This window comes from Roseovarius salincola, assembly GCF_026891095.1.
Lineage (GTDB): Bacteria > Pseudomonadota > Alphaproteobacteria > Rhodobacterales > Rhodobacteraceae > Roseovarius > Roseovarius salincola.
Map to the genome: position 1 here is coordinate 102,463 of NZ_JAPTNL010000003.1, position 21,077 is coordinate 123,539.

Sequence of the window (21,077 nt, forward strand, 5' to 3'; positions counted from 1 at the left end):
TTTCCCGCCCCCCGCTATTCCTGTCCCTTTGTCCACGTCTTGCGCCACCTGCTGCCCCGCCTGTCCATAATGGCGAAAGAAACGCCACGTTCCACCGGTTTCTGCCCGCCTTGCCTCCCGGCAAGGCGTGTCGCCAGAACCACAGCGCGCATGCGGCGCATCAGATCGCTTTTCTCCGGGGCGCGACTCGGTCTAGAAGGTCTCACTTCGGTCCGGGTGGCTTGCCGCCCGGTGAAAAGGGAACAACGGTGCGGCATCGCCTGATGCCAATGCCGTGACTGCCCCCGCAACTGTAGGCGGAGAGCAAAGCCGGAACATGCCACTGCTGCGCACGGCGCGGTGGGAAGGCACGGCCAAGCAATGACCCGCAAGTCAGGAGACCTGCCGAGGTGATCACCCTGTCCGGACGCGGGGCGCGTCATGGACAACGGAACCTTCCGTCAGTGGTGGCATCTATCGCCGTCTGCGGGGAAGGTCCGTCCTTCCTCATGACATCACGACTTGACCTGGCCCCAGTGGCCAACGGAGGGACATGAGAATGCACCGTTCGATTTTTGTCGGCCTGCTGGCAGGCACAGCCCTGACCACCCAAGCCGCCTTCGCGCAGGACTCCATCGCGCTCGACCCGATCATCGTGTCGGGCGGGCTCACACCCGTGACCACGGCGCAATATGGCCGCGCTGCCAGCGTCGTTACCGCCGACGAGATTCAGTCGCGCTCGATCCGCCATGTCTCGGACGCGCTGCGCCTCGTGCCCGGCGTCGCGGTGTCGCGCACGGGGTCGTTTGGCGGCACCACCGCCATCCGCCTGCGCGGCCACGAGGCCAATCACACACTGGTCCTGATCGACGGCGTCAAGGTCGCCTCGCCGGATTCGGGCGCCTATGATTTCAGCGGGCTGCTGGCTACCGATATCGACCGCATCGAGGTAATTCGCGGCCCGCAATCGGCGCTTTACGGCTCTCAGGCGATGGGCGGGGTGATCTCGATCACCACCAAACGCGCCCAAGACCCCGGACTCAGCGGGCGCGTGGGCGCCGAAGTTGGCTCGGACGGCACCCACCAGCTTGATCTGGCCCTGCGCGCCAGGGGATCGCGCGGCGATATCAGCTTTTCGGCCGCGCGGCGCCATTCGGGCGGCTTTGACGTGTCGGGCACGCCGGGCGGCGAGGAAGACAGCGCCCTCAACCGCAGTTACACGCTCAACGGGCGGTATTTCCTGACCGATGAAATCACCATCGGGGGCAGCCTGCGCCATGTCGATCGCGTCACCGACAACGACAATTTCAACTTCGCCGCGCCGACCACCGACTTGCTTGTGACCGATTCCGCCGCCGCCAGCACCGCGCAGGAAACCTATGGCGCGCTTTATGTCGATGCGACCGCATGGGGCGGGCGCATGTCGAACCGGCTCACCTATTCCTTCGCCGATATCGACCGGCAGGGCCTTGACGGCACCGCCACCAAGGACGCCGACAACACCGGCACGCGGCGCAAGATCGCCTATCAGGGCACGCTGGCCCTTGACGCTGCCACGCTCGCCAGCGCCGGCCACACCCTGACCTTCGCCGCCGAATTCGAGCGCCTCACCTACCGCGAGAACGACCCGACCATCGTGTTCGGCGTCGGCCAGCTTGCGAAACGCGCGCGCGAACAGGCGGCCTATGTGGCGGAATATCAGGGCGATTTCGGGAATGGCTTCGCGCTTCAGGCCAGCTTTCGGCATGACGACAACGACGCCTTCGAGGATTTCACCACCTACGCGCTTGGCGTCTCCTACACGCTGCCCAACAACAGCACCCGCCTGCATGCCTCATATGGCACCGGCGTGCAGAACCCCACCCTGATCGAGCAGTTCGGCTTCTTCTCCGATTTCGCCGGCAACCCCGACCTCAAGCCCGAACAGAGCGAAGGCTGGGATATCGGCATCGAACAGCAATTCCTGAACGGGCGCGGCGTGTTCGACATCACCTATTTCGACGAGACCCTCGAGGATGAGATCGGCTCGGAGTTCGACATGGGCCTGGGCAAGACCGTGCCGGTCAACAACACCGGGCGCAGCGACCGGCGCGGGATCGAGGCTGCGGCGCGCTACGATGTAAGCGAGCGCCTCGGCCTCTCGCTGGCCTATACCTGGCTTGACGCGACCGAACCCGTGCCCGTGGCCACCGGCGGCACCCGCAACGCCATCGAGCTGCGCCGCCCCGAGCATGAACTCTCGCTCGGCGTGGATTACACGCTGCCCAATGACCGCACCCGCCTGCGGCTCGACGTGCAGCGCGTGGCCGGGCTTTACGATTCGAACTTCAAGACCGCCAGCTTCCTCAGCGGCAACCCCGATGACGATTTCGACCGCGTCCGCCTCAGCGACTACACGCTTGTGAATCTCGGCTTCAGCCATGACATAACCGACAAAGTGCAGTTGACCGGACGCATCGCGAACCTTCTCAATGAAAGCTATGAGGAACTCGAAGGCTATGCCACGCCGGGCCGGACCATGTATGTTGGCCTCTCATCGCGCTTCTGATCCGCGCCGCGGCAGCGGGCGGCGCGGCGCCGCCGCCCGCCTTGCGCCCGCTGCTTTGGCCGCGCTGGCCGCGCTGGCGCCGGCCGCCCGGGCCGATCCGCCGGGCCGTGTCGTGTCGATGAATCTCTGCACCGATCAGCTTGCCATGCTGATCGCGGACGAGGGCCAGCTTCATTCCGTCAGCCATGTGGCACTTGATCCGCGCGCGTCGGCCATGGCCGACGAGGCCGCGCGCCACACCATCAATCATGGCCGCGCCGAGGAAGTCTACCTCATGCAGCCCGACCTTGTGGTGACAAGCACCCTCTCGGCGCGCCACAGCACCGCGATGCTCAGGCGGCTGGGCATTCCCGTCATCACCCTCGCGCCCGCCAATTCGCTCAAAGACGTGCATGACCGCATCCTCGAGATGGGCGCGGCACTGGGCCAGACGGATCGCGCCCGCGCCATCGCCGCCGCCTTTGACGAAGACCTCGCGCGCCTGCGCGCCACCGCCGCCGCACGCCCCTCGGCGGTGCTTTACTATGCCAATGGCTACACGCTGGGCGATCAGACCCTGGCGGGGCAGATCCTTCTGGCGGCCGGGTTCTCCAACGCCGCCAGCGCGGCGGGCTACAAGAGCGGCACGCGCATGCCGCTCGAAGTGCTGGCGATGACCGTTCCCGATACCGTCATCACCTCTTCGCGCTATCCCGGCGCCTCGCGCGCCGAGGACATCATGGATCACCCCGTGGTGCAGACGCTGCGCCGGACGACCACCGCCGCCACCATCGCCGATCACGACTGGCTTTGCGGCACGCCCCATGTGCTGCGCGCCATCGAAAAGCTGGTCCACACCCGCCGCGCCCTGCAGGGGGACGGGCCATGAGCCGCCTTGCCATCGGCCTTTGCCTTCTGGTGATCGCGCTCTTCGCCGCCTCGCTGCTGATCGGCCCGGCCGGAACCGCGCCGGGCGAAAGCCTTTCGGCGCTCATCGCCGGGGATGGCGGGCCGCTCACGCTGGTGATGCGTGAAATCCGCCTGCCCCGCGCCATCCTGGCGCTGATGATCGGCGCAAGCCTCGGGCTGGCGGGGGCGGCGATGCAGGGCTACCTGCGCAACCCGCTGGCCGAACCGGGGCTGATCGGGGTGTCCGGCTCGGCGGCGCTCGGTGCCGTGCTGTCGCTTCAGACCGGACTTGCCGCCGCCTTCGCGCTGGCGCTGCCGCTCTCGGCGCTTCTGGGGGCACTGATCGGCATGGGGCTCGTGATGGCGCTCGCGGGGCCGCGCGGCGGCTCGCTCACGCTGATCCTTGCCGGGATCGCGGTATCGGCGCTGGCGGCGGCGCTCACATCGCTGGTGCTGAATCTCTCGCCCAATCCCTTCGCCGCCAGCGAGATCGTGTTCTGGATGATGGGCTCGCTGGCCGACCGGTCGCTCACCCATGTGATGCTGGCGCTGCCGCTGATGGCGCTTGGCGGGGTGCTGCTCGCACTGGTCGGGCGCGGGCTCGACGCGCTGACCCTGGGCGAAGACGCCGCCGGGGCGATGGGCATCGACTTGCGCCGCCTGCGCCTGACCATCGTCACCGGCACCGCCTGCGTCGTGGGGGCGGGCACGGCTGTTGCCGGGGCGATCGGCTTTGTCGGTCTTGTGGTGCCGCATGTGCTGCGCCCGCTGGTGGGCGCACGCCCCTCGCGCCTGCTCTGGGCCTCGGCGCTTGGCGGCGCGGCGATGCTGCTCGCCGCCGATATCGCGGTGCGCGTCATCCTTCCGGCGCGCGACCTCAAGCTCGGGGTGGTCACCGCTCTTGTCGGCGCGCCGCTCTTTCTGCACCTTATCCTGAAACTGCGGACCGCGCGGATATGAGCCTCCTCACCCTCTCCAACCTCTCCGTCACGCTGCGCACGCGCGCGGTGATCCGCGACGTGTCGCTCGATATCGGCGCGGGGGAATTCGTCGGGCTGATCGGCCCCAACGGCGCGGGCAAGACGACGCTGATGCGCGCGGCCCTTGGCCTCTTGCCCTTCAGCGGGGAAAGCTCGCTCACCGCCCTGCCCCAGCATGACCGCGCCCGCCTTGCCGCCTGGATGCCCCAATCGCGCGAGATCGCCTGGCCGATCAGCGTCGAAAACCTGGTGCTGCTGGGGCGCATCCCGCATCTTGGCGCATTCGGCGACCCCTCGCCCGAGGACCGCGCGCGGGTGGATGCCGCGCTCGACTGGATGGGACTTGACGAGATGCGCCACCGCGCCGCCTCTCGCCTGTCGGGGGGCGAACAGGCGCGCGCCCTGATCGCGCGCGCATTGGCGCAGGACACGCCGCTTCTCATGGCCGACGAGCCCATCGCCGGGCTTGACCCCGCGCACCAGATTTCCACCATGCGCACTTTCGCGCAACTGGCCGGGGCCGGGAAATCCGCGCTCGTGTCGCTGCATGATCTCGGCATGGCCGCGCGCCACTGCACCCGGCTCGTGATGCTGTCCGAAGGCCGCCTCGTCGCCGATGGCCCGCCCGCCGAGGTGCTCACCCGCCAGAGGCTGGCCGATGTGTTCGCCATCACCGCATGGTATCAAGAGACCGACCAGGGCACGGTTTACCAGCCGCTCGAGGTGATCCGTTGACCACCCCCCGCATCACCCTTGACCGCCCCTGGCTGGAATTCGACCTTGGCCAGACGATGCAGGTGCTCAGCTGGGCGCTTGACCGCCCCGGCCTTGTGCGGGCGCGCCGCATCCTGTGGCGCGAAGTGCGCAATGCCGATCTGCCGCAGGATCTCGATGTGGGGGCATGGCTTTCGGATCAACTGGCGGCGCGCGGCGCGCAGGACGCCGTGACCTTCCTCACCTCGCGCGATATCCGCGCCCATGACAGCGCCAGCGCCCGCGCCGGAACCGTCTGCGCACAGGCCGTGGCAACAGTTGGCCTCTCCAATGCCGAACGGGTCGGCCACCGGGTTGATCGCACCGGCCACGATTGGGGCACGATCAATATCGCGCTGCATGTGGATTGCGCCCTCAGCGAAGCCGCGCTTCTGGAACTTCTTTCCATCGCCGTGCAGGCCCGCACCGCCGCGGTGATGGATGTGAACCTGCCGCTTGCGCCGGGGCGCGCCACCGGCACCGGGACCGATTGCATCGCCGTCGCCGCACATGCCGGGGCGGGGCAATATGCCGGGCTTCACACCGACCCCGGCGAGGCCGCGGGCCGCGCCGTCTATGACGCGGTGCTTGCGGGCGCGCGCTGCTGGATGGAGACCGTCCGGCGCAGCGACGACACGGCCCTGCGCGCCTGAATGCGCGCCTCACCCCACCCGGATCAGGTGATTGTCCCAGGCCCTGTCATATGATTGCGCCGGGCGCATGCCGTCGCCCTTGATGCGCAGCACCCCGCCCATGCCGTCCGTCACCAGCAACCCACCGCTTGCCGCCGGGGCCACGCCGCAGACATCCGCACGTTTCAGGCTGGCGCTGAATTGCCCGTCCATGCCAAAGACATGCACCCGCCCGCCGCGCGGCGAGGTGATCGCGACCTGCCCGCCGCTCATCGCCACCGACCCCGCATAGCCCTTCATCGCCATCTGCTCGGCCATCCCGGCCGCGCATAGCACCGGCGCTTCCCCGCGCCGATGCAGGCCAAGCAAGGGCGCGCTTTCGGGCAAGTCCCCCTGCCATTGCATCGCGAAACCGACCACCCCGTCGGCTTCGGCCAGATGCCGGATCGACGCCAGATGCAGATCAGGGTCCAGTTCGACCTGTTCCTCGATGCCCCCGCGCAGCGTCAGGTAACTGAGGTTCGGGCGCATCGTCTCCAGATTGAGCTTTTCGCGTCCCCGGTCCGGATGGGTGCGGATGCCGCCATTGGCCACCACCAGCATATCGCCATCCAGCCGCAATATGTCATGCGGCCCGACGCCCCCCGACGGGATCTCGCCGATCCGCGCATAGCCCGCGTCGCGCGCCCAGAGGCCCAGCCATCCCTGGCCGGTCTCGATATCGTTTTCCGGCGTGACCAGCACCGCGCCATCCTCGACAAAGGCGCCATGCCCATAGAAATGCCGCCCCTCGGGGCTGTGAAGGCGATGCGTCTCGCGCCCGGCCACGCAATCTATGACCAGCGCGAATCGCCCCGGCCTGCGGGCGAAACCCACCGCCTCGGGGGCGCTCGGATGCGCGGTGGCTGCATGGCCCCGTTCCGGCAGCGGGATGCGGAAAATATCCGCGCCATTCTCGCTCAGGCCATAGAGCGCATAAGCCCCATCCGCCTCGCGCGCCGCCGCAAGGTAAGCCGGGCTGCCCGCATCCGCCCAGCCCAGCCGCGGCATCGCGGCGGAAAACAACATGCTCGACAGGAAGCTGCGCCGGTCCATGCCCTAATCCCCGTCCTGCGAATTGAATCCTGCCGACACACCCAGCGCCGCGCCGATCTCCTGCGCGACCGCGTCCTCGATCCTGCGGATCTCCTGCGCCAGCACCTCGACCTTCAGCCGCCCCTGCGGCGTGGCGACACCGGCCAGAACCGGATCGTCCAGCGCCCCGGCCGTTTCCAGCGCCTGCGCAAACGCCGCCTCGCTGCCCTCGATCGGCCCATCCGCCAGCCCCCGCGCCAGATCGCGCAGCGCCTTGAGCGACAGCACCACATTGCGCAGCGAGCGCCCCGAGCGGCGCGCCTCGGCACGGTTCGGGCGCGGGCGATCGAAACTGCCCATCACCCGCCCAAGCCTCTGATCGCGGTTGAACTCCAGCCCCGACATCAGCGCCGTGTAAAGCGCCTGGCTCGCCTCGCCGGGCTTGAGGAACACATCATTGCCCGGCGCACCCGCACGGCGCAGCAACGCCGCGAAATCCGGCCATTCATCCGCCATCTCGCGCCCCATGCGCGCCAGATCGACGGCAATCGCCCCCACCAGCCGGCATTCGTAATCCCCGGCGCCATAACCCGCGAATTCTGGCTCGTATATCAGCCGCTCGAGCGCCAACAGCCCGCGCCCCGCGACCGACACGCTGGCAAACCCTTCGCCGGTGTCCACCACCGGGTCCTCATCCGCGACCAGGCGCGCCACCGTGCGCCCGACCATCCCGCGCGTATCGGGCCAGAAGGCAATCGCCAGCGCCCGCCCCCCCTGTTCCAGCGGCCCCAGATGCAGATGGCTCACCCCCATCCAGGCATCATAAGCGGCGTGATAGGCGGGCTTCAGCGCCCCGGCGCGGCAATCCTCACCGGCCTTGGCCGCCAATGCCGCGCTGCTCCGGGCGAACGTCCCGAACCCCGGCAGCACATGGCTCGACAGCGCCTCGTCCACACCCGCCTTCGCCCCGGCGGGCAGACCGAAGGCGAGCGCCAGCACGACAACCAGCCAATGTATCTCGCGACAGTCCCGCATCACAAACTCTCCAGGAACCGGATCAGCGCCGCACGCGCGCCGGCGGGCATTTCAACCACCCGGTCGCGCGCCGCCTCAGCCTCGCCACCATGCCACAGGATCGCCTCCAGCAGCGAGCGCGCCCGCCCGTCATGCAAGAACCGCGTATGGCCGTTCACCTGTTCGGTCAGCCCGATCCCCCAAAGCGGCGGCGTGCGCCATTCCTGCCCATTGGCCACGCCTTCGGGCCGCCCGTCCGCCAGCCCCGGCCCCATGTCATGCAACAGGAAATCCGAATAGGGCCAGATCAGCTGAAAACTCTGCTCGTCCTGACCCTCAAGACGATGGGTGACGTATTTCGGGCTGTGGCAGGCAATGCAGCCGGTTTCGTAAAACACCTGCTTGCCGCGCAGCACCTCCGCGTCATCCACATCGCGCCTTGCGGGGACGGCAAGGTTCTGGCTGTAAAAGGTCACAAGGTCCAACCCCTCGCGGTCGATCTCGAACACCCTCTCGTCGCCATCGCCATGCGGCCCCGCGATGCAATCCTCCTGCGCCGGGGTGCAATCACCCGCCGCACCGGGAAAGAGCGGGTTGGAAATGCCGATATCCCCGGCAAAGGCGCTGGCGGACTGCTCCTCGACGGTGGGGTTGCCCGCCTTCCAGCCGAACCGCCCCAGCATCGGGCGCTCATGCACCCTTGACCACACGATCTGCGCGCGCCCCGAGATGCCGTCGCCATCAAGGTCATCGGGATCGGCACGGGCCAGGATATCCGCCGCCGGGATCGCCTCGATCAGGCCCAGCCCGATCATCTGCGGCGCAACACGGGGCGAGATCATGAGATCATCCGAAAGCGGCCCGTATCCGGGATCAGCGATGCGATAGCGCGGCGCGTGCAGCGTGGCGCTCTCGCCATCCGACAAGGCGATGTCCACCTCTTCATACGTGATCCGCATCTGCCCTTCGGCGGCATGGCCGGTGACCGCAAGATCCTGCAACTGCCCGCCATAGACCGGGTCAGGGCGGGTGCGCGGCGTGTCGATGCCTTGCGCCGCCAGATAGGTTTCGATCTCGCTCATCGCCGCATCGCCATGGGCGGGCACCGAAAGGCGCAGGAACATCGACACGCGGCTGTCATCATCGCCTTGCGGCGGATGCCCGCGCCCGTCCTTCAAATGGCAGCGCTGACAGGAACGCGCATTATAGACCGGCCCCAATCCGTCGGATGCCCTGGTCGACGCGGGCGACGATACCCAGACCTTCTTGAACAGCCCGTTGCCCAGCTTGAAATCCATCTCATGCGCGAACGAGATATTGCCCGAAGGTTGCGAAAACGCATCCGCGTCCTTGCGTGCGCGCACCGTCGCCGCGCCTGCCGGGTTGGTTTCAAAGGTTTCGGGCGCATCGAACTCTGTCGCCGGGGCCGTCACGGCCCTGACGCGTGCGGCCTCGGCCTCGCTGCGCGGCACCACATCCAGATGCACATCCTCCAGCGCCTCTGCCCTCGCGCCGATCGGCGCGGCGCTCAAGACACTCACGCCAAGGGCGATGCAGGCACTGCGGGACAGGCGCGCGAATCCGGCTCCGGCATGGGGGCGTGTCATGGCACGCAGGCTTGCGGGGTTGGTCTTGGGTCTGATGAGGTGAGGCATGAAATCGACATCTTTAACCGGACATGAACAAGGGCGCCGCAGTGTCGCGCCCGCGAAGCGGATCGCGGCCCTGGACGGGCACGCGATCCGGGGTCTTCAGGCGCGTTACTGGAACACCGCGTCGGGATTATCGAGGCTGTCGGACCCCTCGAATCCGATCTGCGCCACGCCCAGCGCCGTCACCGCGCGCTCGATCGAACGGGTTTGCTTCACCAGCGCATCGACCGCATCCATGATCAGCGCCTCGCCTTCCGCATTGCCGCGCGCCAGCATCTGATCATAGCTGAAGCCAGCCTCGGCCGCCGCCTTGATCTGACCCAGTTCAATCATCGTCGCGTCAAGATCGGCGCGCAGCACGGCATCCACCGAGTCATCCGATTGGGCCACCAGCGAGGACAGGCTTTCGCCCGACACGACGCTGCCGTCGATCCGCACATATTCGCCCATATAGACGTTGCGCACGCCCAGCCCGTCATAGAAATGGCTGTTATGGGTGTTGTCCGAAAAGCAATCATGCTCTTCCTCGGGATCGTTCAGCATCACCCCCAGCTTCATGCGCTCACCGGCCTGTTCGCCATAAGACAGGCTGCCCATCCCGGTCAGCATGGCGACGATCCCGGCATCCTCGTCCGCCGTCACCGCCGCGCGCGCTGCGCCGCCATCGGCCCATTGCGCCGTCATCCATTCAAGGTCCGAAATCAGCAGCTCGGTCGCCGCCGTCAGATACGTGCCGCGCCGGTCGCAATTGCCGCCGGTGCAGGCATCGCCGCTGGCGTAATCCGACCAGGGCCGCTCGCCCGCGCCCGGCCCGGTGCCGTTAAGGTCCTGCCCCCATAGCAGGAACTCGATAGCGTGATAGCCCGTCGCGACATTGGCCTCGACCGCGTCCGCCTCATGCAGCCTGTCGGCCAGCAATTCCGGGGTGATCTCTCTGGCGTCGATCTCTTCGCCCGACAGGGTGAATGTCGGCGTGGCGATGACGTTCAGCGCCGCAAGCTGGTTCTCGTCCGTCGCCCCGCCATAGGCGCTGTCGACGTAATCGATCAGCCCCTCATCAAGCGGCCAGGCATTCACCTTGCCTTCCCAGTCATCGACGATCGGATTGCCGAAGCGGTAAACCTCGGTCTGCTGATAGGGCACGCGGGCCTCGATCCAGACGGCGCGCGCCGCGTTCAGGGTCTCGGGCGAGGGATCGGCCAGCAGCGCCTCGATCGCCGCCTGCAATTCGCGCGCCTTCAACAGGCTGTCCTCATAGCCCGCATGGGCGATATCGGCATAGGTCTCCAGCACCTCGGCCTTGCCCGCCAGGGCAGGCGCGCCAAAACTCAGCACCAGTGCCATCGCTGTCAGGGATGTCTTCATGATTTTCGGTCCTTTTCGTTTCCGCAACGCGCGCCCGGGGCCGCAGCTGATGGTCTGCCCACCCCGGCGCATGAGAATTCCACCTGCCGGACAGCAGGCCCCATTTTGTTGACAGAAACAGTCGGGATCGTCAATTCTGATTATTTAAGTCGGATTAAATTGATCCCCATCACCCACAACAAGAACCCCCGCAGGCATCGCGGCCTGCGGGGCATTTTCAATATATTGCAACGCTTTACGTGGTCCTTCTCAGGTCGGGGCACATCCGTGCCGGGGGTTATCCCGGCGCGGACCCGAACGCATCCAGCCCCGCCTGCGCCACCTCGCGGTCCTGCATCGGTGTGCCGGAACTCACGCCGATACCGCCCACGACCTCGCCATCCACGATCACCGGCAAGCCGCCCCCCACCACCATCAGCCGCCCGCCAATGGCCGAGCCGATTCCGTAGGCCGGCGCGCCCGGCTGGCTGGCCTCGCCATATTCATGCGTCGCCTTCTTGGCGCCCGAGGCAGTATAGCTCTTGTCGATGGCAATGGTGATCGACGTGACCTTGCCCCCGTCCATCCGCTCGAAGGCGACAAGGTTGCCGCTTTCGTCGGTGATGGCGATGCACATGGGCACGCCGATTTCCGTGGCCTTCTCGCGCGCGCCCTTCAGCAGGCGGCGCGCATCCTCCAAATCCAGTCGTTTGATCGTCAGCATCTCTCACTCTCCTTCTTGTGCCTTGGCGACCCGGCGCGCCGCGTGCAACAGCGGTTCGGTATAGCCCGAGGGCTGTTCCGCCCCCTTGAAAATCAGGTCATGCGCCGCCTTGAACGCAGGCCCGTCGAACCCCGGCGCCATCGCCCGATAGGCCGGATCGCCCGCATTCTGCGCATCGACCCTGGGCGCCATGCGCCGCAACGACGCCTCGATCTCCTCGGCGCTGCAAATCCCGTGCAGCAGCCAGTTGGCCAGGTATTGCGATGAAATCCGCAAGGTCGCGCGGTCCTCCATCAAGGCCACGTCATTGATATCGGGCACCTTCGAGCACCCGATCCCCTGATCGACCCAGCGCACCACATAGCCCAGGATCGACTGGCAGGAATTGTCCAGCTCACGCTGCACTTCCTCGGGCGAAAGGTTGCGCCCCACCATCAGGGGCGGCGTCAGCAAGGCCGCGCGCGACGCGGGCTCGCGGTCTTTCAGCTTCGCCTGCACGGCGGCCACATCGACCTCGTGGTAATGGGTGGCATGCAAGGTCGCGGCGGTGGGCGAGGGCACCCAGGCGGTATTCGCGCCCGCCTTCGGATGGCCGATCTTTGCCTCCAGCATCGCCGCCATGTCGTCGGGGCGCGCCCACATGCCCTTGCCGATCTGCCCCTTGCCGGCCATGCCCGCGGCCAGCCCGGCATCCACGTTGCCCGCCTCATAGGCGGCAAGCCATCCGGCTTGCTGCATCTCGCCCTTGGGCACGACAGGCCCGGCCTGCATCGCGGTGTGAATCTCGTCGCCGGTGCGATCCAGGAACCCGGTGTTGATGAACACACAGCGATCCTTCACCGCCTCGATACAGGCCAGCAGGTTCGCCGATGTGCGCCGCTCCTCGTCCATCACGCCCAGCTTCACGGTATTGCGCTCAAGTCCCAGGATATCCTCGACCCGTGCATAAAGCGTGTCGGCAAACGCCACCTCTTCGGGGCCATGCATCTTGGGCTTGACCACATAGACGGACCCCGCGCGCGAATTCCCCTCGCCCTCGCGCGCCAGATCATGCATCGCCGCCGCCACCGTCACGGCGGCATCGAGCATCCCCTCGGGGGTCTCCTGCCCCTCCATCAGCACCGCATCGGTGGTCATCAGATGGCCGACATTGCGCACCAGCATCACCGCGCGCCCCGGATGGGTGACGCTGTTGCCCTGCGGATCAAGATAGGTCACGTCCGGCGCAAGACGGCGCGTCATGGTCTTGCCGCCCTTCTCGAAGCGCTCCTCCAGATCGCCCCGCATCAGCCCCAGCCAGTTGGCATAGGCCAGGCACTTGTCCTCGGCATCCACCGCCGCGACCGAATCCTCGCAATCCTGGATCGCCGTCAGCGCGCTTTCGAGCCGCAGATCGGCGATCCCCGCCGGATCGTCCCGCCCGATGGGGGACCCGCGGTCGATCACCACCTCGATCAACAACCCGTTCGCGCGCAGGAAAACATTGCCCGCCTCGGTATAGCCGGCGAACTGGCCGGGATCGCCAAGCGCGCACACCTGCCCCTTTACCGCGACCTTCAGCGCGCCACTCTCCACATCGAGCGCGGTGACATCCGCCCAGGACCCGGTCGCAAGCGGCACCACCCGGTCCAGATGGGCGCGCGCCCAGGCGATCACCTTGGCGCCGCGCGCCGCATCATAGCCCTCGCCCTCGGGCGTCCCTTCGATCGCGTCGGTGCCGTAAAGCGCGTCGTAAAGCGAGCCCCAACGCGCATTGGCGGCATTGAGCGCGAAACGCGCATTCATCACCGGCACCACCAATTGCGGCCCCGCCACGCTGGCGATCTCGGGATCGACATTGCGCGTCGTCACCTCGAAAGGCGCAGGCTCGGGCAGCAGGTAGCCGATCTCCTTGAGGAAGGCCCGATAAGCCTCGCCATCGAAAGGCTGGCCACGCTGCGCGATATGCCACTCATTGATCCGGCGCTGCAATTCGGCGCGCTTTTCCAGCAGCGCGGCGTTTTGCGGCGCCAGATCGCGCAGCATCGCGCCATAACCCGACCAGAACCGATCGGCGCTGACGCCCAGCAGAATCTCGTCCTCCAGAAGACGCGCCAGCGGCGCGGCTACCGACAACCCGTGACGTTCGACATATTCGGTCATGTTCATCCTCCGTTTCTGGCGCAAGGGCTAGCGCAGCGGGGCCGAAGCTGTAACAAATGGAAAAATGTTTTCCACGGTATGGAAAGGTATACCGAAATGAGCCCGGACAAGGCCGAAGGCGTGCAATCCGTCGCCCGCGCGCTGCGCCTGCTGCGCTGCCTGAGCCAGCATGATGACGGGCTCAGGGTCAGCGACCTTGCGCGGCTCAGCGGGCTGGCTGTCTCCACGACGCACCGCCTTTTGACCACGCTCGAATTGCAGGGTTTCGCGCAGTTCGATTCCGCCAGCGCGCTCTGGCATGTGGGGCGCGAGGCCTTTGCCGTCGGCGCGGCCTTCGGGCGGCGTCAGAATTTCGTGGTTCCCGCCCTGCCCTTCCTGCGCCGGCTGCGCGACACCACGCGCGAGACCGCCAATCTGGGGATTCTCGACAATGACGAACTGGTCACCATCAGCCAGGTCGAAAGCCGCGAAATCATGCGCGCCATCTCGCCCCCCGGCGGGCGGGTGCCCGCCTTTTGCTCGGGCATGGGCAAGGCGATCCTTGCGACCTGGAAAGATGCCGATATCGCCGCTTTCGTGGCGCGCACCGGGCTGCATCCGATGACCGCGCACTCGCATCGCGATGTCGACAGCGCGATGCAGGACATCGCCCGCATCCGCCGGCAAGGCTATGCGCTCGATGACGAGGAACACGTGACCGGGCTGCGCTGCCTTGCGGCGGTGGTCTGGTCACCGCAGGGCGAAGCCGCCTGCGCCATCTCGATCTCGGGCCTGGCCGCGCGGCTTCCCGATGACAAGCTCGACCGGACCGGCCGGATTGTCGCCCGCGCGGCGCAGGATCTCACCGAAACACTGGGCGGCGTGCCCCCGTCGCAGCCCTGACGCCATGATCGGCCAGCGCTTGCATGCGCGCTGTTCGGCGCTGGCGGAACCCGAAGGCAGATCACGCGCGCAACAAAGACACGGCGCTTGCGTGCCGGACCTGATCGGGTGCATCCATCACAAAGCCACGACGTCAACGGAGGCACGAAAATGGACCATGTCACCGGCGGATGCCTTTGCGCCGATGTCCGCTTCACGGCCTCGGGACAACCCGACCGGGTCGGGATCTGCCATTGTCTCGATTGCCGCAAACATCATGGTGCCCTGTTTTATGCGGCCGCGATATTCCCTGAAGACTCGGTGAGCATCAAGGGCGAGACCCGGGCTTATCAGGGGCGGCATTTCTGCCCGCGCTGCGGGTCGTCGGTCTTCGCGCAAAGCGCGGACGAGATCGAACTGCATCTCGGCGCCCTCGATGCGTCCGGCCTGTTGACGCCCAGCTATGAAAGCTGGACCCTCCGGCGCGAATCCTGGCTGCCAGCCTTTCCGCTCGCCCGCCGCTACGAACAGAACCGCGACACCGATGACAGCATCGCGCCCTAGCCCCGCGCTGGCAGAGCTGGCGTGCCGCGTCTGGTGCCAATTCAGGTCCGGCCCGCAGCCACCGGCAAGGCCCGCCGCTCCCGGCACGACCCGCCGCCGTCCGGTCCGGGCCGCAGCCGTCCCGCGCGGCCCTCAGCCACCGGCAAGACCCGCAGCCGCCCGGTCGGACCCGCAGCCGTCCGGTCCGGGCCGTAACAATCCGGTCCGACCCTCAGCCACCCGGTATGGCCCATAGGCGTCGGGTCCGACCCATCGGCCTCCCGGTTCAACCCTCAACCACCGGGCACGGCCCTCAGCCACCCGGCGCCCCCCGGTCGGCAGCCGGTCCGGCCCATAACCACCCGGTCCGACCCTTGACCGCCCGGGTCCGGCCCTCGGCCACCCGACACGGCCCGCAGCCACCCGGCACGACCTGCAACCATCTGGTCCGACCCTCGGCCACCCGCTCCGGCGCGACCGTCAACCGCCCGGTATATCCGGCGCGGTGAGCGCCCGTCGTCATCCGGCGCCCGCCTCCCGATTCCGATCCGCGACCGGCGGCGCGGATCAGCCCGGCACGACCTGCAACCATCTGGTCCGATCCATCGGCAGCCGACACGGCCCGCAGCCACCCGGCACGACCTGCAACCATCTGCTCCGACCCTCGGCCACCCGCTCCGGCGCGACCGTCAACCGCCCGGTATATCCGGCGCGGCAAGCGCCAGTCGTTATCCGGCGCCCGCCTCCCGATTCCGATCCGCGACCGGCGGCGCGGATCAGCCCGGCAAGCGCCAACAGCCCTCTGACCCCATCGCCCTCCGGTGTCTCACGCGATCGGCCCTCTGACGCTCTGGGCCTCTCGTGCCTCACGCGATCGGCCATTGCGCGAAGACCCTCCCTTGCCATGCGCCAACAGCCCTCTGACCCTATTGCCCTCCGGTGTCTCACGCGATCGGCCATCTGACGCCCTTGCCCTCTCGTGCCTCGCGCGATCAGGTGATCAGGTGATCGGGTGATCGGGTGATCAGTTAAGCGACGCGATCATGTCGCCACCAACCCCTTCCTCTGACGCAACCGGCAGGCCGTGCATCTGGTGCGTCCGTCGCGCCGCAACCGGACAAGATTGGCCACCCCTTCCGCGCAACAGGAACACAAGCCGCCATGCCGCACATGATCGGACAAGACAGGCGCAAACGGCGGCGCGCGGGCCATGGCCATCCGCCTGCACGCTGGCCACAGACACACGCTGGCGCGTCCCGCTCGTGATCAGGATGTCGTCATATCATCGCCTTTCTCCTGATCGCTATTTGCAAATCGGTATCTCCTGGCATGAGTGTCGCGGTCATTCGATCACGCAAAGCTTGCGATTTCGTTAGCGGCGCGTCCCGCCCGGCAGCGGGACGGGTTTGTACCAAACGCAATCCGGGACCCGGAACTTTGGTACAGAACCCGTGTACAATTCGTCCGTTTTGTACGCAGTGCCCTTGCGCCCGCGCGGTCATATTCATCGTGATCGGTAGCGCACAGTCACTGTTCGGTCCGCGCAGTTGCCATTCCGCCCCGGCTTCTGTTTAACTGGCTTGTATTTTCAGCGTTTCGCGCGCATCTACCGCGCGCATGCCCGTCTCCCGAAAGGCATCCCATGACAGTGTTCGCGCGTCTCCCCTTTGGAGCTCTTTCCCTTTGTTTCCTTGCCCTGACCGGACCGGTTTTCGCCCAGCAAGGCGACGGCCAGCCCACCCCCGTCACGGTCGTCACTCTCGAACCCGGGACCGTGACCCTGACCGCGACCCTGCCGGGGCGCGTCGCGGCATCCGCCCTTGCCGAGGTGCGCCCGCAGGTCAATGGCATCATCACCGAGCGGCTTTTTCAGGAGGGCGCGCATGTCGATGTGAACGATCCGCTTTTCCGCATTGATTCAGCAACTTACGAGGCAGCGCTGCAGCAGTCCCGCGCCAGCGTCGCGCAGGCCGAAGCGCAGCTTCGCGCCGCCGAACGCGATGCCGGACGGCTTGAGGAATTGCAGGCCCGCAATGTCGCCAGCCAGCAGGCGCTCGATGATGCAAAGGCGGCGCGCGACTCGGCCGCGGCCGCGCTGGAACTGGCGCGCGCACAGATGAACGCGGCTCAGATCGAATTGTCCCGCACCACGATCCGTGCCCGGCTCTCGGGGCGGATCGGCCTTTCGCAGACCAGCCAGGGTGAACTTGTGACCGCCAGCCAGGCCCAGCCGCTCGCGGTCATCCGCGCCATAGACCCGGTCTATGTGGACGTCACCCAATCCGCGGCCGACCTTCTGCGCTGGCGGCGCGGCGAAACCGAGCGCGCCCTCGCCGACGCCGACCGCACCGTCCGCCTGACCCTCGCGGATGGTTCGGTCTATGAACACACCGGCCGCCTTCAGGCGGCGGAACCCAATGTCGATCCGCAGACCGGCGTGGTCACCCTGCGCATGCAGTTCGAGAATCCCCAGACGCTCTTGCTGCCCGGTATGTACGTCCAGGTCGAGATGCCCGTGGACGTGGCCGAAAACGTGTTCCTCGTGCCCCAGGAGGGCGTCGTTCGAGACCGGCGCGGGCGGCCGACCGCATGGGTGGTGAATGCCGACGGCGTCATCGAGGAGCGCCCGCTCTCGATCCTTCAGGACCGCGAGAGCGACTGGGTCGTAGATGACGGATTGAGCGCTGGCGACCGGGTTGTCGTCGCGGGATTTCAGAAAACCGCGCCCGGCGCCACCTTCGCCCCGGAAGAACGCGGCACCAGCAACACCACCGCCGACGCAGCGTCGGAATAACGGGCGGGAACGGGGACAAATATCATGGCACGTTTCTTCATCGACCGTCCGGTCTTTGCCTGGGTGATCTCGATCCTCATCATGGGGATCGGGGTTCTGGCGATCCGGATGCTGCCCGTGGCGCAGTATCCGCAGATCGCGCCGCCCTCCGTTTCGATCAACGCCAGCTATCCGGGGGCCTCGGCCGATACCGTGGCCAACACGGTGACCCAGGTTATCGAACAGCAGATGACCGGGCTTGACGGGTTGCGCTATTTCTCCTCCAGTTCGACAGCGGCAGGCCAGGTGGAGATCAGCCTTACATTCGAGACCGGCACCGATGCCGACATCGCTCAGGTGCAGGTCCAGAACAAGCTGAGCCAGGCCACGCCCCTCCTGCCCGAGATCGTTCAGCGCCAGGGGATCACCGTCGAGAAATCCTCGGCCGGTTTCCTGATGGTGGTCGCCCTCACCTCGACCGATGGCAGCCTCGAACAGGTGGATCTTGCTGATTACATGGTCACCAATCTCGTTGACGAGCTGAGCCGCATTCGCGGCGTCGGATCGGTCAATGTGTTCGGCGGGCAATATGCCATGCGCATCTGGCTCGATCCGGCCAAGCTTGCGGCTTTCGAACTCGCGCCCTCGGATGTCGTGGCGGCGGTCTCGGCGCAGAATGCGCAGATTTCGGCGGGCGCTTTCGGTGCGCGCCCGGCGGTGGAAGGGCAGCAGCTCAACGCCACCATCACCGCGCAATCGCTGCTCAGCACGCCCGAGGACTTTCGCCAGATCGTCCTGCGCGCCGAAACCGATGGCGGGCTGGTGCTGCTGGATGATGTCGCCCGTGTCGAGATCGGTGCCGAGAACTACGCCACCATCGCGCGCTTCAACGGCAGGCCGGCATCGGGCATGGCCATCAGCCTCGCGCCCGGCGCAAACGCGCTCGGTACCGCCGAGGCGGTCAAGGCCCGCATGAAGGAGTTCGCCCGCTTCTTCCCCGAAGGCGTGGAATACGTGATCCCCTATGACACCACGCCCTTCATCGAGATATCGATCAAGGAAGTGGTCAAGACCTTGTTCGAGGCGATCGGCCTTGTGTTCCTGGTGATGTTCCTGTTCCTGCAAAACCTGCGGGCCACGCTGATCCCAACCCTCGCCGTGCCGGTGGTCCTGCTGGGCACATTCGGGGTTCTGGCGGCGGCCGGGTTCACCATCAACACGCTGACCATGCTGGCCATGGTGCTGGCGATCGGTCTGCTGGTCGATGACGCGATCGTCGTGGTCGAGAATGTCGAACGGATCATGGAGGAAGAGGGCCTGCCTCCGCGCGAGGCCACGCATAAATCCATGGGCCAGATCACCGGCGCGCTGATCGGTATCGCCATGGTGCTGTCGGCTGTGTTCGTGCCGATGGCCTTCTTTCCGGGCTCGACTGGTGTGATCTACCAGCAATTCGCGATCACCATCGTTTCGGCCATGGCCCTGTCGGTGGTGGTGGCGATCACCCTGACACCGGCGCTTTGCGCGTCGCTGCTGAAATCCAAGGGACATGCGGCTCAGCGCGGGCCCTTCGCCTGGTTCAACAAGGGCTTTTCCGGCCTTACCTCGGGCTATACCGGCACCGTGCGCTGGACGGTGCGGCGGCCCTTGCGAGTGGGACTCGTCTATCTTGCGCTGGCCGCGGCAATGGCGCTCTTGTTCATGCGCACGCCGACGGGTTTCCTGCCCGAGGAGGATCAGGGCATCCTTTTCACCCTGATCCAGACCCCGACCGGGGCCACCGCCGAGCGCACGCTCGACGTGGTGAAGCAGGTCGAGGACTATTACCTTGATCAGGAAGAAGATGTCGTGGATTCGATGTTCGGCGTGGTCGGTTTCAGCTTTGCGGGCAGCGGGCAGAACATGGGCCTCGCCTTCGTGCAGCTCAAGGACTGGGATCAGCGCCCCAGCCCGCAGCAAAGCGTTCAGGCCCTGGCCGGGCGGGCCTTTGGCGCTTTCAGCCAGATCCGCGACGCGCAGGTTTTCCCGGTGGTGCCGCCCTCGGTGATCGAACTGGGCAACGTGTCGGGCTTCGACTTCTACCTTCAGGCCCGCGAAGGGCAGACCCACGAGGAACTGGTCAACGCGCGCAACCAGCTGCTTGGCATGGCCGCGCAAAGCCCGGTGGTCACCTCCGTACGCCCCAGCGGGCTTGAGGATGCGGCGCGGTTCAACCTGGATATCGACTGGCGCATGGCCGGGGCGATGGGGCTGACGCCGACCGATGTGGGGCAGTTGCTTCAGATCGCCTGGGCGGGCACCTATGTGAACGACTTCATCGACCAGGGCCGTATCAAGCGGGTTTATGTGCAAGGCGAGTCCAATGCCCGCGCGACACCCAAGGACATCGAGAAATGGCGCGTGCGCAATGTCAGCGGCGGTCTTGTTCCTTTCTCGAATTTCGCCAAAGGCAACTGGGACTATGGCGCGCAGGGGCTTTACCGCTATAACGGCGTGCCCTCGATCCAGATTCAGGGTTCGCCCGCACAGGGCGTGACCACGGGCGAGGCGATGGCCGAGATGGAGCGTCTTGTCGCGCAGCTCGGGCCGGGATTTGACGTGGCCTGGACCGGCCTTTCGCTCGAGGAACGGGAATCGGGCAGCCAGGCGCCTCTGCTCTATGCGCTCTCACTGGCGGCGGTTTTCCTGTCGCTGGCCGCGCTTTATGAAAGCTGGTCGATCCCCTTCGCGGTGATGCTGGCCATGCCCATCGGCGTGCTGGGCGCGCTGACCGGCGCCTGGCTGGGCGGGTTCGAGAACGGCGTGTTCTTCCAGGTCGGCCTGCTGACCGTGATCGGCCTCACCGGCAAGAACGCGATCCTGATCGTGGAATTCGCGCGCGAGCGCCACGAGGCGGGCGAACGGGTGATCGACGCCGTCGCCACCGCCGCGCGCCAGCGTTTCCGCCCGATCATCATGACGTCGATGGCCTTCTCGCTGGGGGTTCTGCCGCTGGTGCTCAGTTCGGGCGCCGGGTCGGGCGGGCGCAACGCCATCGGTTCGGGCGTGCTCGCCGGCACGATCTCGGCCACGGTTCTGGGCGTGGTCTTCGTGCCGCTGTTCTTCATGATCGTCACCCGGATCTTCCGCCGGGCAGGCGCGGGCTGACGGACGCGGAAATAAAAAGAGGG

General features: G+C 66.7%; 15 protein-coding genes and 1 riboswitch. Of the genes, 9 read left to right on the forward strand and 6 right to left on the reverse strand.

The genetic code is table 11. From position 1 onward, the window contains the following. The first annotated feature begins 191 nt into the window (after nt 1–191). A riboswitch (cobalamin riboswitch) is annotated at nt 192–403 on the forward strand. A gap of 135 nt (nt 404–538) precedes the next feature. Genes N5A93_RS05460 through N5A93_RS05480 form a run of 5 tightly spaced genes read left to right on the forward strand, consistent with a single transcriptional unit; the run spans nt 539 to nt 5,801 of the window. Continuing rightward, nucleotides 539–2,527 carry a TonB-dependent receptor plug domain-containing protein gene (locus N5A93_RS05460; protein ID WP_268954066.1) on the forward strand — a complete coding sequence of 663 codons (1,989 nt, stop codon included), beginning with the start codon at nt 539–541 and terminating at the stop codon, nt 2,525–2,527. Then, on the forward strand, nt 2,505–3,395 hold the full coding sequence (locus N5A93_RS05465) for an ABC transporter substrate-binding protein (protein ID WP_268954067.1): 891 nt from the start codon (nt 2,505–2,507) through the stop codon (nt 3,393–3,395). Before N5A93_RS05460 ends, N5A93_RS05465 begins: the two co-directional genes overlap by 23 nt. Then, nucleotides 3,392–4,375, forward strand: a complete 984-nt coding sequence (locus N5A93_RS05470) for a FecCD family ABC transporter permease (RefSeq protein ID WP_268954068.1) — start codon at nt 3,392–3,394, stop codon at nt 4,373–4,375. Before N5A93_RS05465 ends, N5A93_RS05470 begins: the two co-directional genes overlap by 4 nt. Next, the gene (locus tag N5A93_RS05475; RefSeq protein ID WP_268954069.1) at nt 4,372–5,130 is read left to right on the forward strand and encodes an ABC transporter ATP-binding protein; all 759 of its coding nucleotides are present in this window, start codon (nt 4,372–4,374) and stop codon (nt 5,128–5,130) included. The genes N5A93_RS05470 and N5A93_RS05475 overlap by 4 nt, the downstream gene beginning before the upstream one ends. Beyond that, nucleotides 5,127–5,801 carry an adenosylcobinamide amidohydrolase gene (locus N5A93_RS05480; protein ID WP_502263977.1) on the forward strand — a complete coding sequence of 225 codons (675 nt, stop codon included), beginning with the start codon at nt 5,127–5,129 and terminating at the stop codon, nt 5,799–5,801. Before N5A93_RS05475 ends, N5A93_RS05480 begins: the two co-directional genes overlap by 4 nt. A 9-nt stretch (nt 5,802–5,810) precedes the next feature. Here N5A93_RS05480 and N5A93_RS05485 read toward each other — a convergent pair whose 3' ends face one another. From N5A93_RS05485 to N5A93_RS05510, 6 genes are all read right to left on the reverse strand, one after another. Continuing rightward, a complete protein-coding gene (locus N5A93_RS05485) occupies nt 5,811–6,875 on the reverse strand; it encodes a DUF1513 domain-containing protein (protein WP_268954070.1) in 1,065 nt (354 codons plus the stop codon). A gap of 3 nt (nt 6,876–6,878) precedes the next feature. Continuing rightward, on the reverse strand, nt 6,879–7,889 hold the full coding sequence (locus N5A93_RS05490) for an imelysin family protein (protein WP_268954071.1): 1,011 nt from the start codon (nt 7,887–7,889) through the stop codon (nt 6,879–6,881). Further along, nucleotides 7,889–9,409: a di-heme oxidoreductase family protein gene (locus N5A93_RS05495; protein ID WP_372920790.1), complete on the reverse strand. Its 1,521-nt coding sequence runs from the start codon at nt 9,407–9,409 to the stop codon at nt 7,889–7,891. Before N5A93_RS05495 ends, N5A93_RS05490 begins: the two co-directional genes overlap by 1 nt. A gap of 219 nt (nt 9,410–9,628) precedes the next feature. Beyond that, nucleotides 9,629–10,885 (reverse strand): imelysin family protein, encoded by a 1,257-nt coding sequence (locus N5A93_RS05500; protein WP_268954073.1) that lies wholly within the window; start codon nt 10,883–10,885, stop codon nt 9,629–9,631. A gap of 277 nt (nt 10,886–11,162) precedes the next feature. Further along, nucleotides 11,163–11,588 (reverse strand): GlcG/HbpS family heme-binding protein, encoded by a 426-nt coding sequence (locus N5A93_RS05505; protein WP_268954074.1) that lies wholly within the window; start codon nt 11,586–11,588, stop codon nt 11,163–11,165. A gap of 3 nt (nt 11,589–11,591) precedes the next feature. Beyond that, a complete protein-coding gene (locus tag N5A93_RS05510; protein WP_268954075.1) occupies nt 11,592–13,730 on the reverse strand; it encodes a malate synthase G in 2,139 nt (712 codons plus the stop codon). 78 nt (nt 13,731–13,808) lie between these two features. Here N5A93_RS05510 and N5A93_RS05515 point away from each other — a divergent pair, with 78 nt between their 5' ends. The 4 genes from N5A93_RS05515 (at nt 13,809) to N5A93_RS05530 (ending at nt 21,054) form a co-directional block, all read left to right on the forward strand. Next, a complete protein-coding gene (locus tag N5A93_RS05515) occupies nt 13,809–14,612 on the forward strand; it encodes an IclR family transcriptional regulator (protein WP_268954076.1) in 804 nt (267 codons plus the stop codon). Nucleotides 14,613–14,762: 150 nt separating this feature from the next. Continuing rightward, a complete protein-coding gene (locus tag N5A93_RS05520; RefSeq protein WP_268954077.1) occupies nt 14,763–15,155 on the forward strand; it encodes a GFA family protein in 393 nt (130 codons plus the stop codon). Nucleotides 15,156–16,776: 1,621 nt separating this feature from the next. Further along, on the forward strand, nt 16,777–17,928 hold the full coding sequence (locus N5A93_RS05525) for an efflux RND transporter periplasmic adaptor subunit (RefSeq protein WP_268954078.1): 1,152 nt from the start codon (nt 16,777–16,779) through the stop codon (nt 17,926–17,928). 24 nt (nt 17,929–17,952) lie between these two features. After that, a complete protein-coding gene (locus tag N5A93_RS05530; RefSeq protein ID WP_268954079.1) occupies nt 17,953–21,054 on the forward strand; it encodes an efflux RND transporter permease subunit in 3,102 nt (1,033 codons plus the stop codon). Nucleotides 21,055–21,077: the final 23 nt, after the last annotated feature.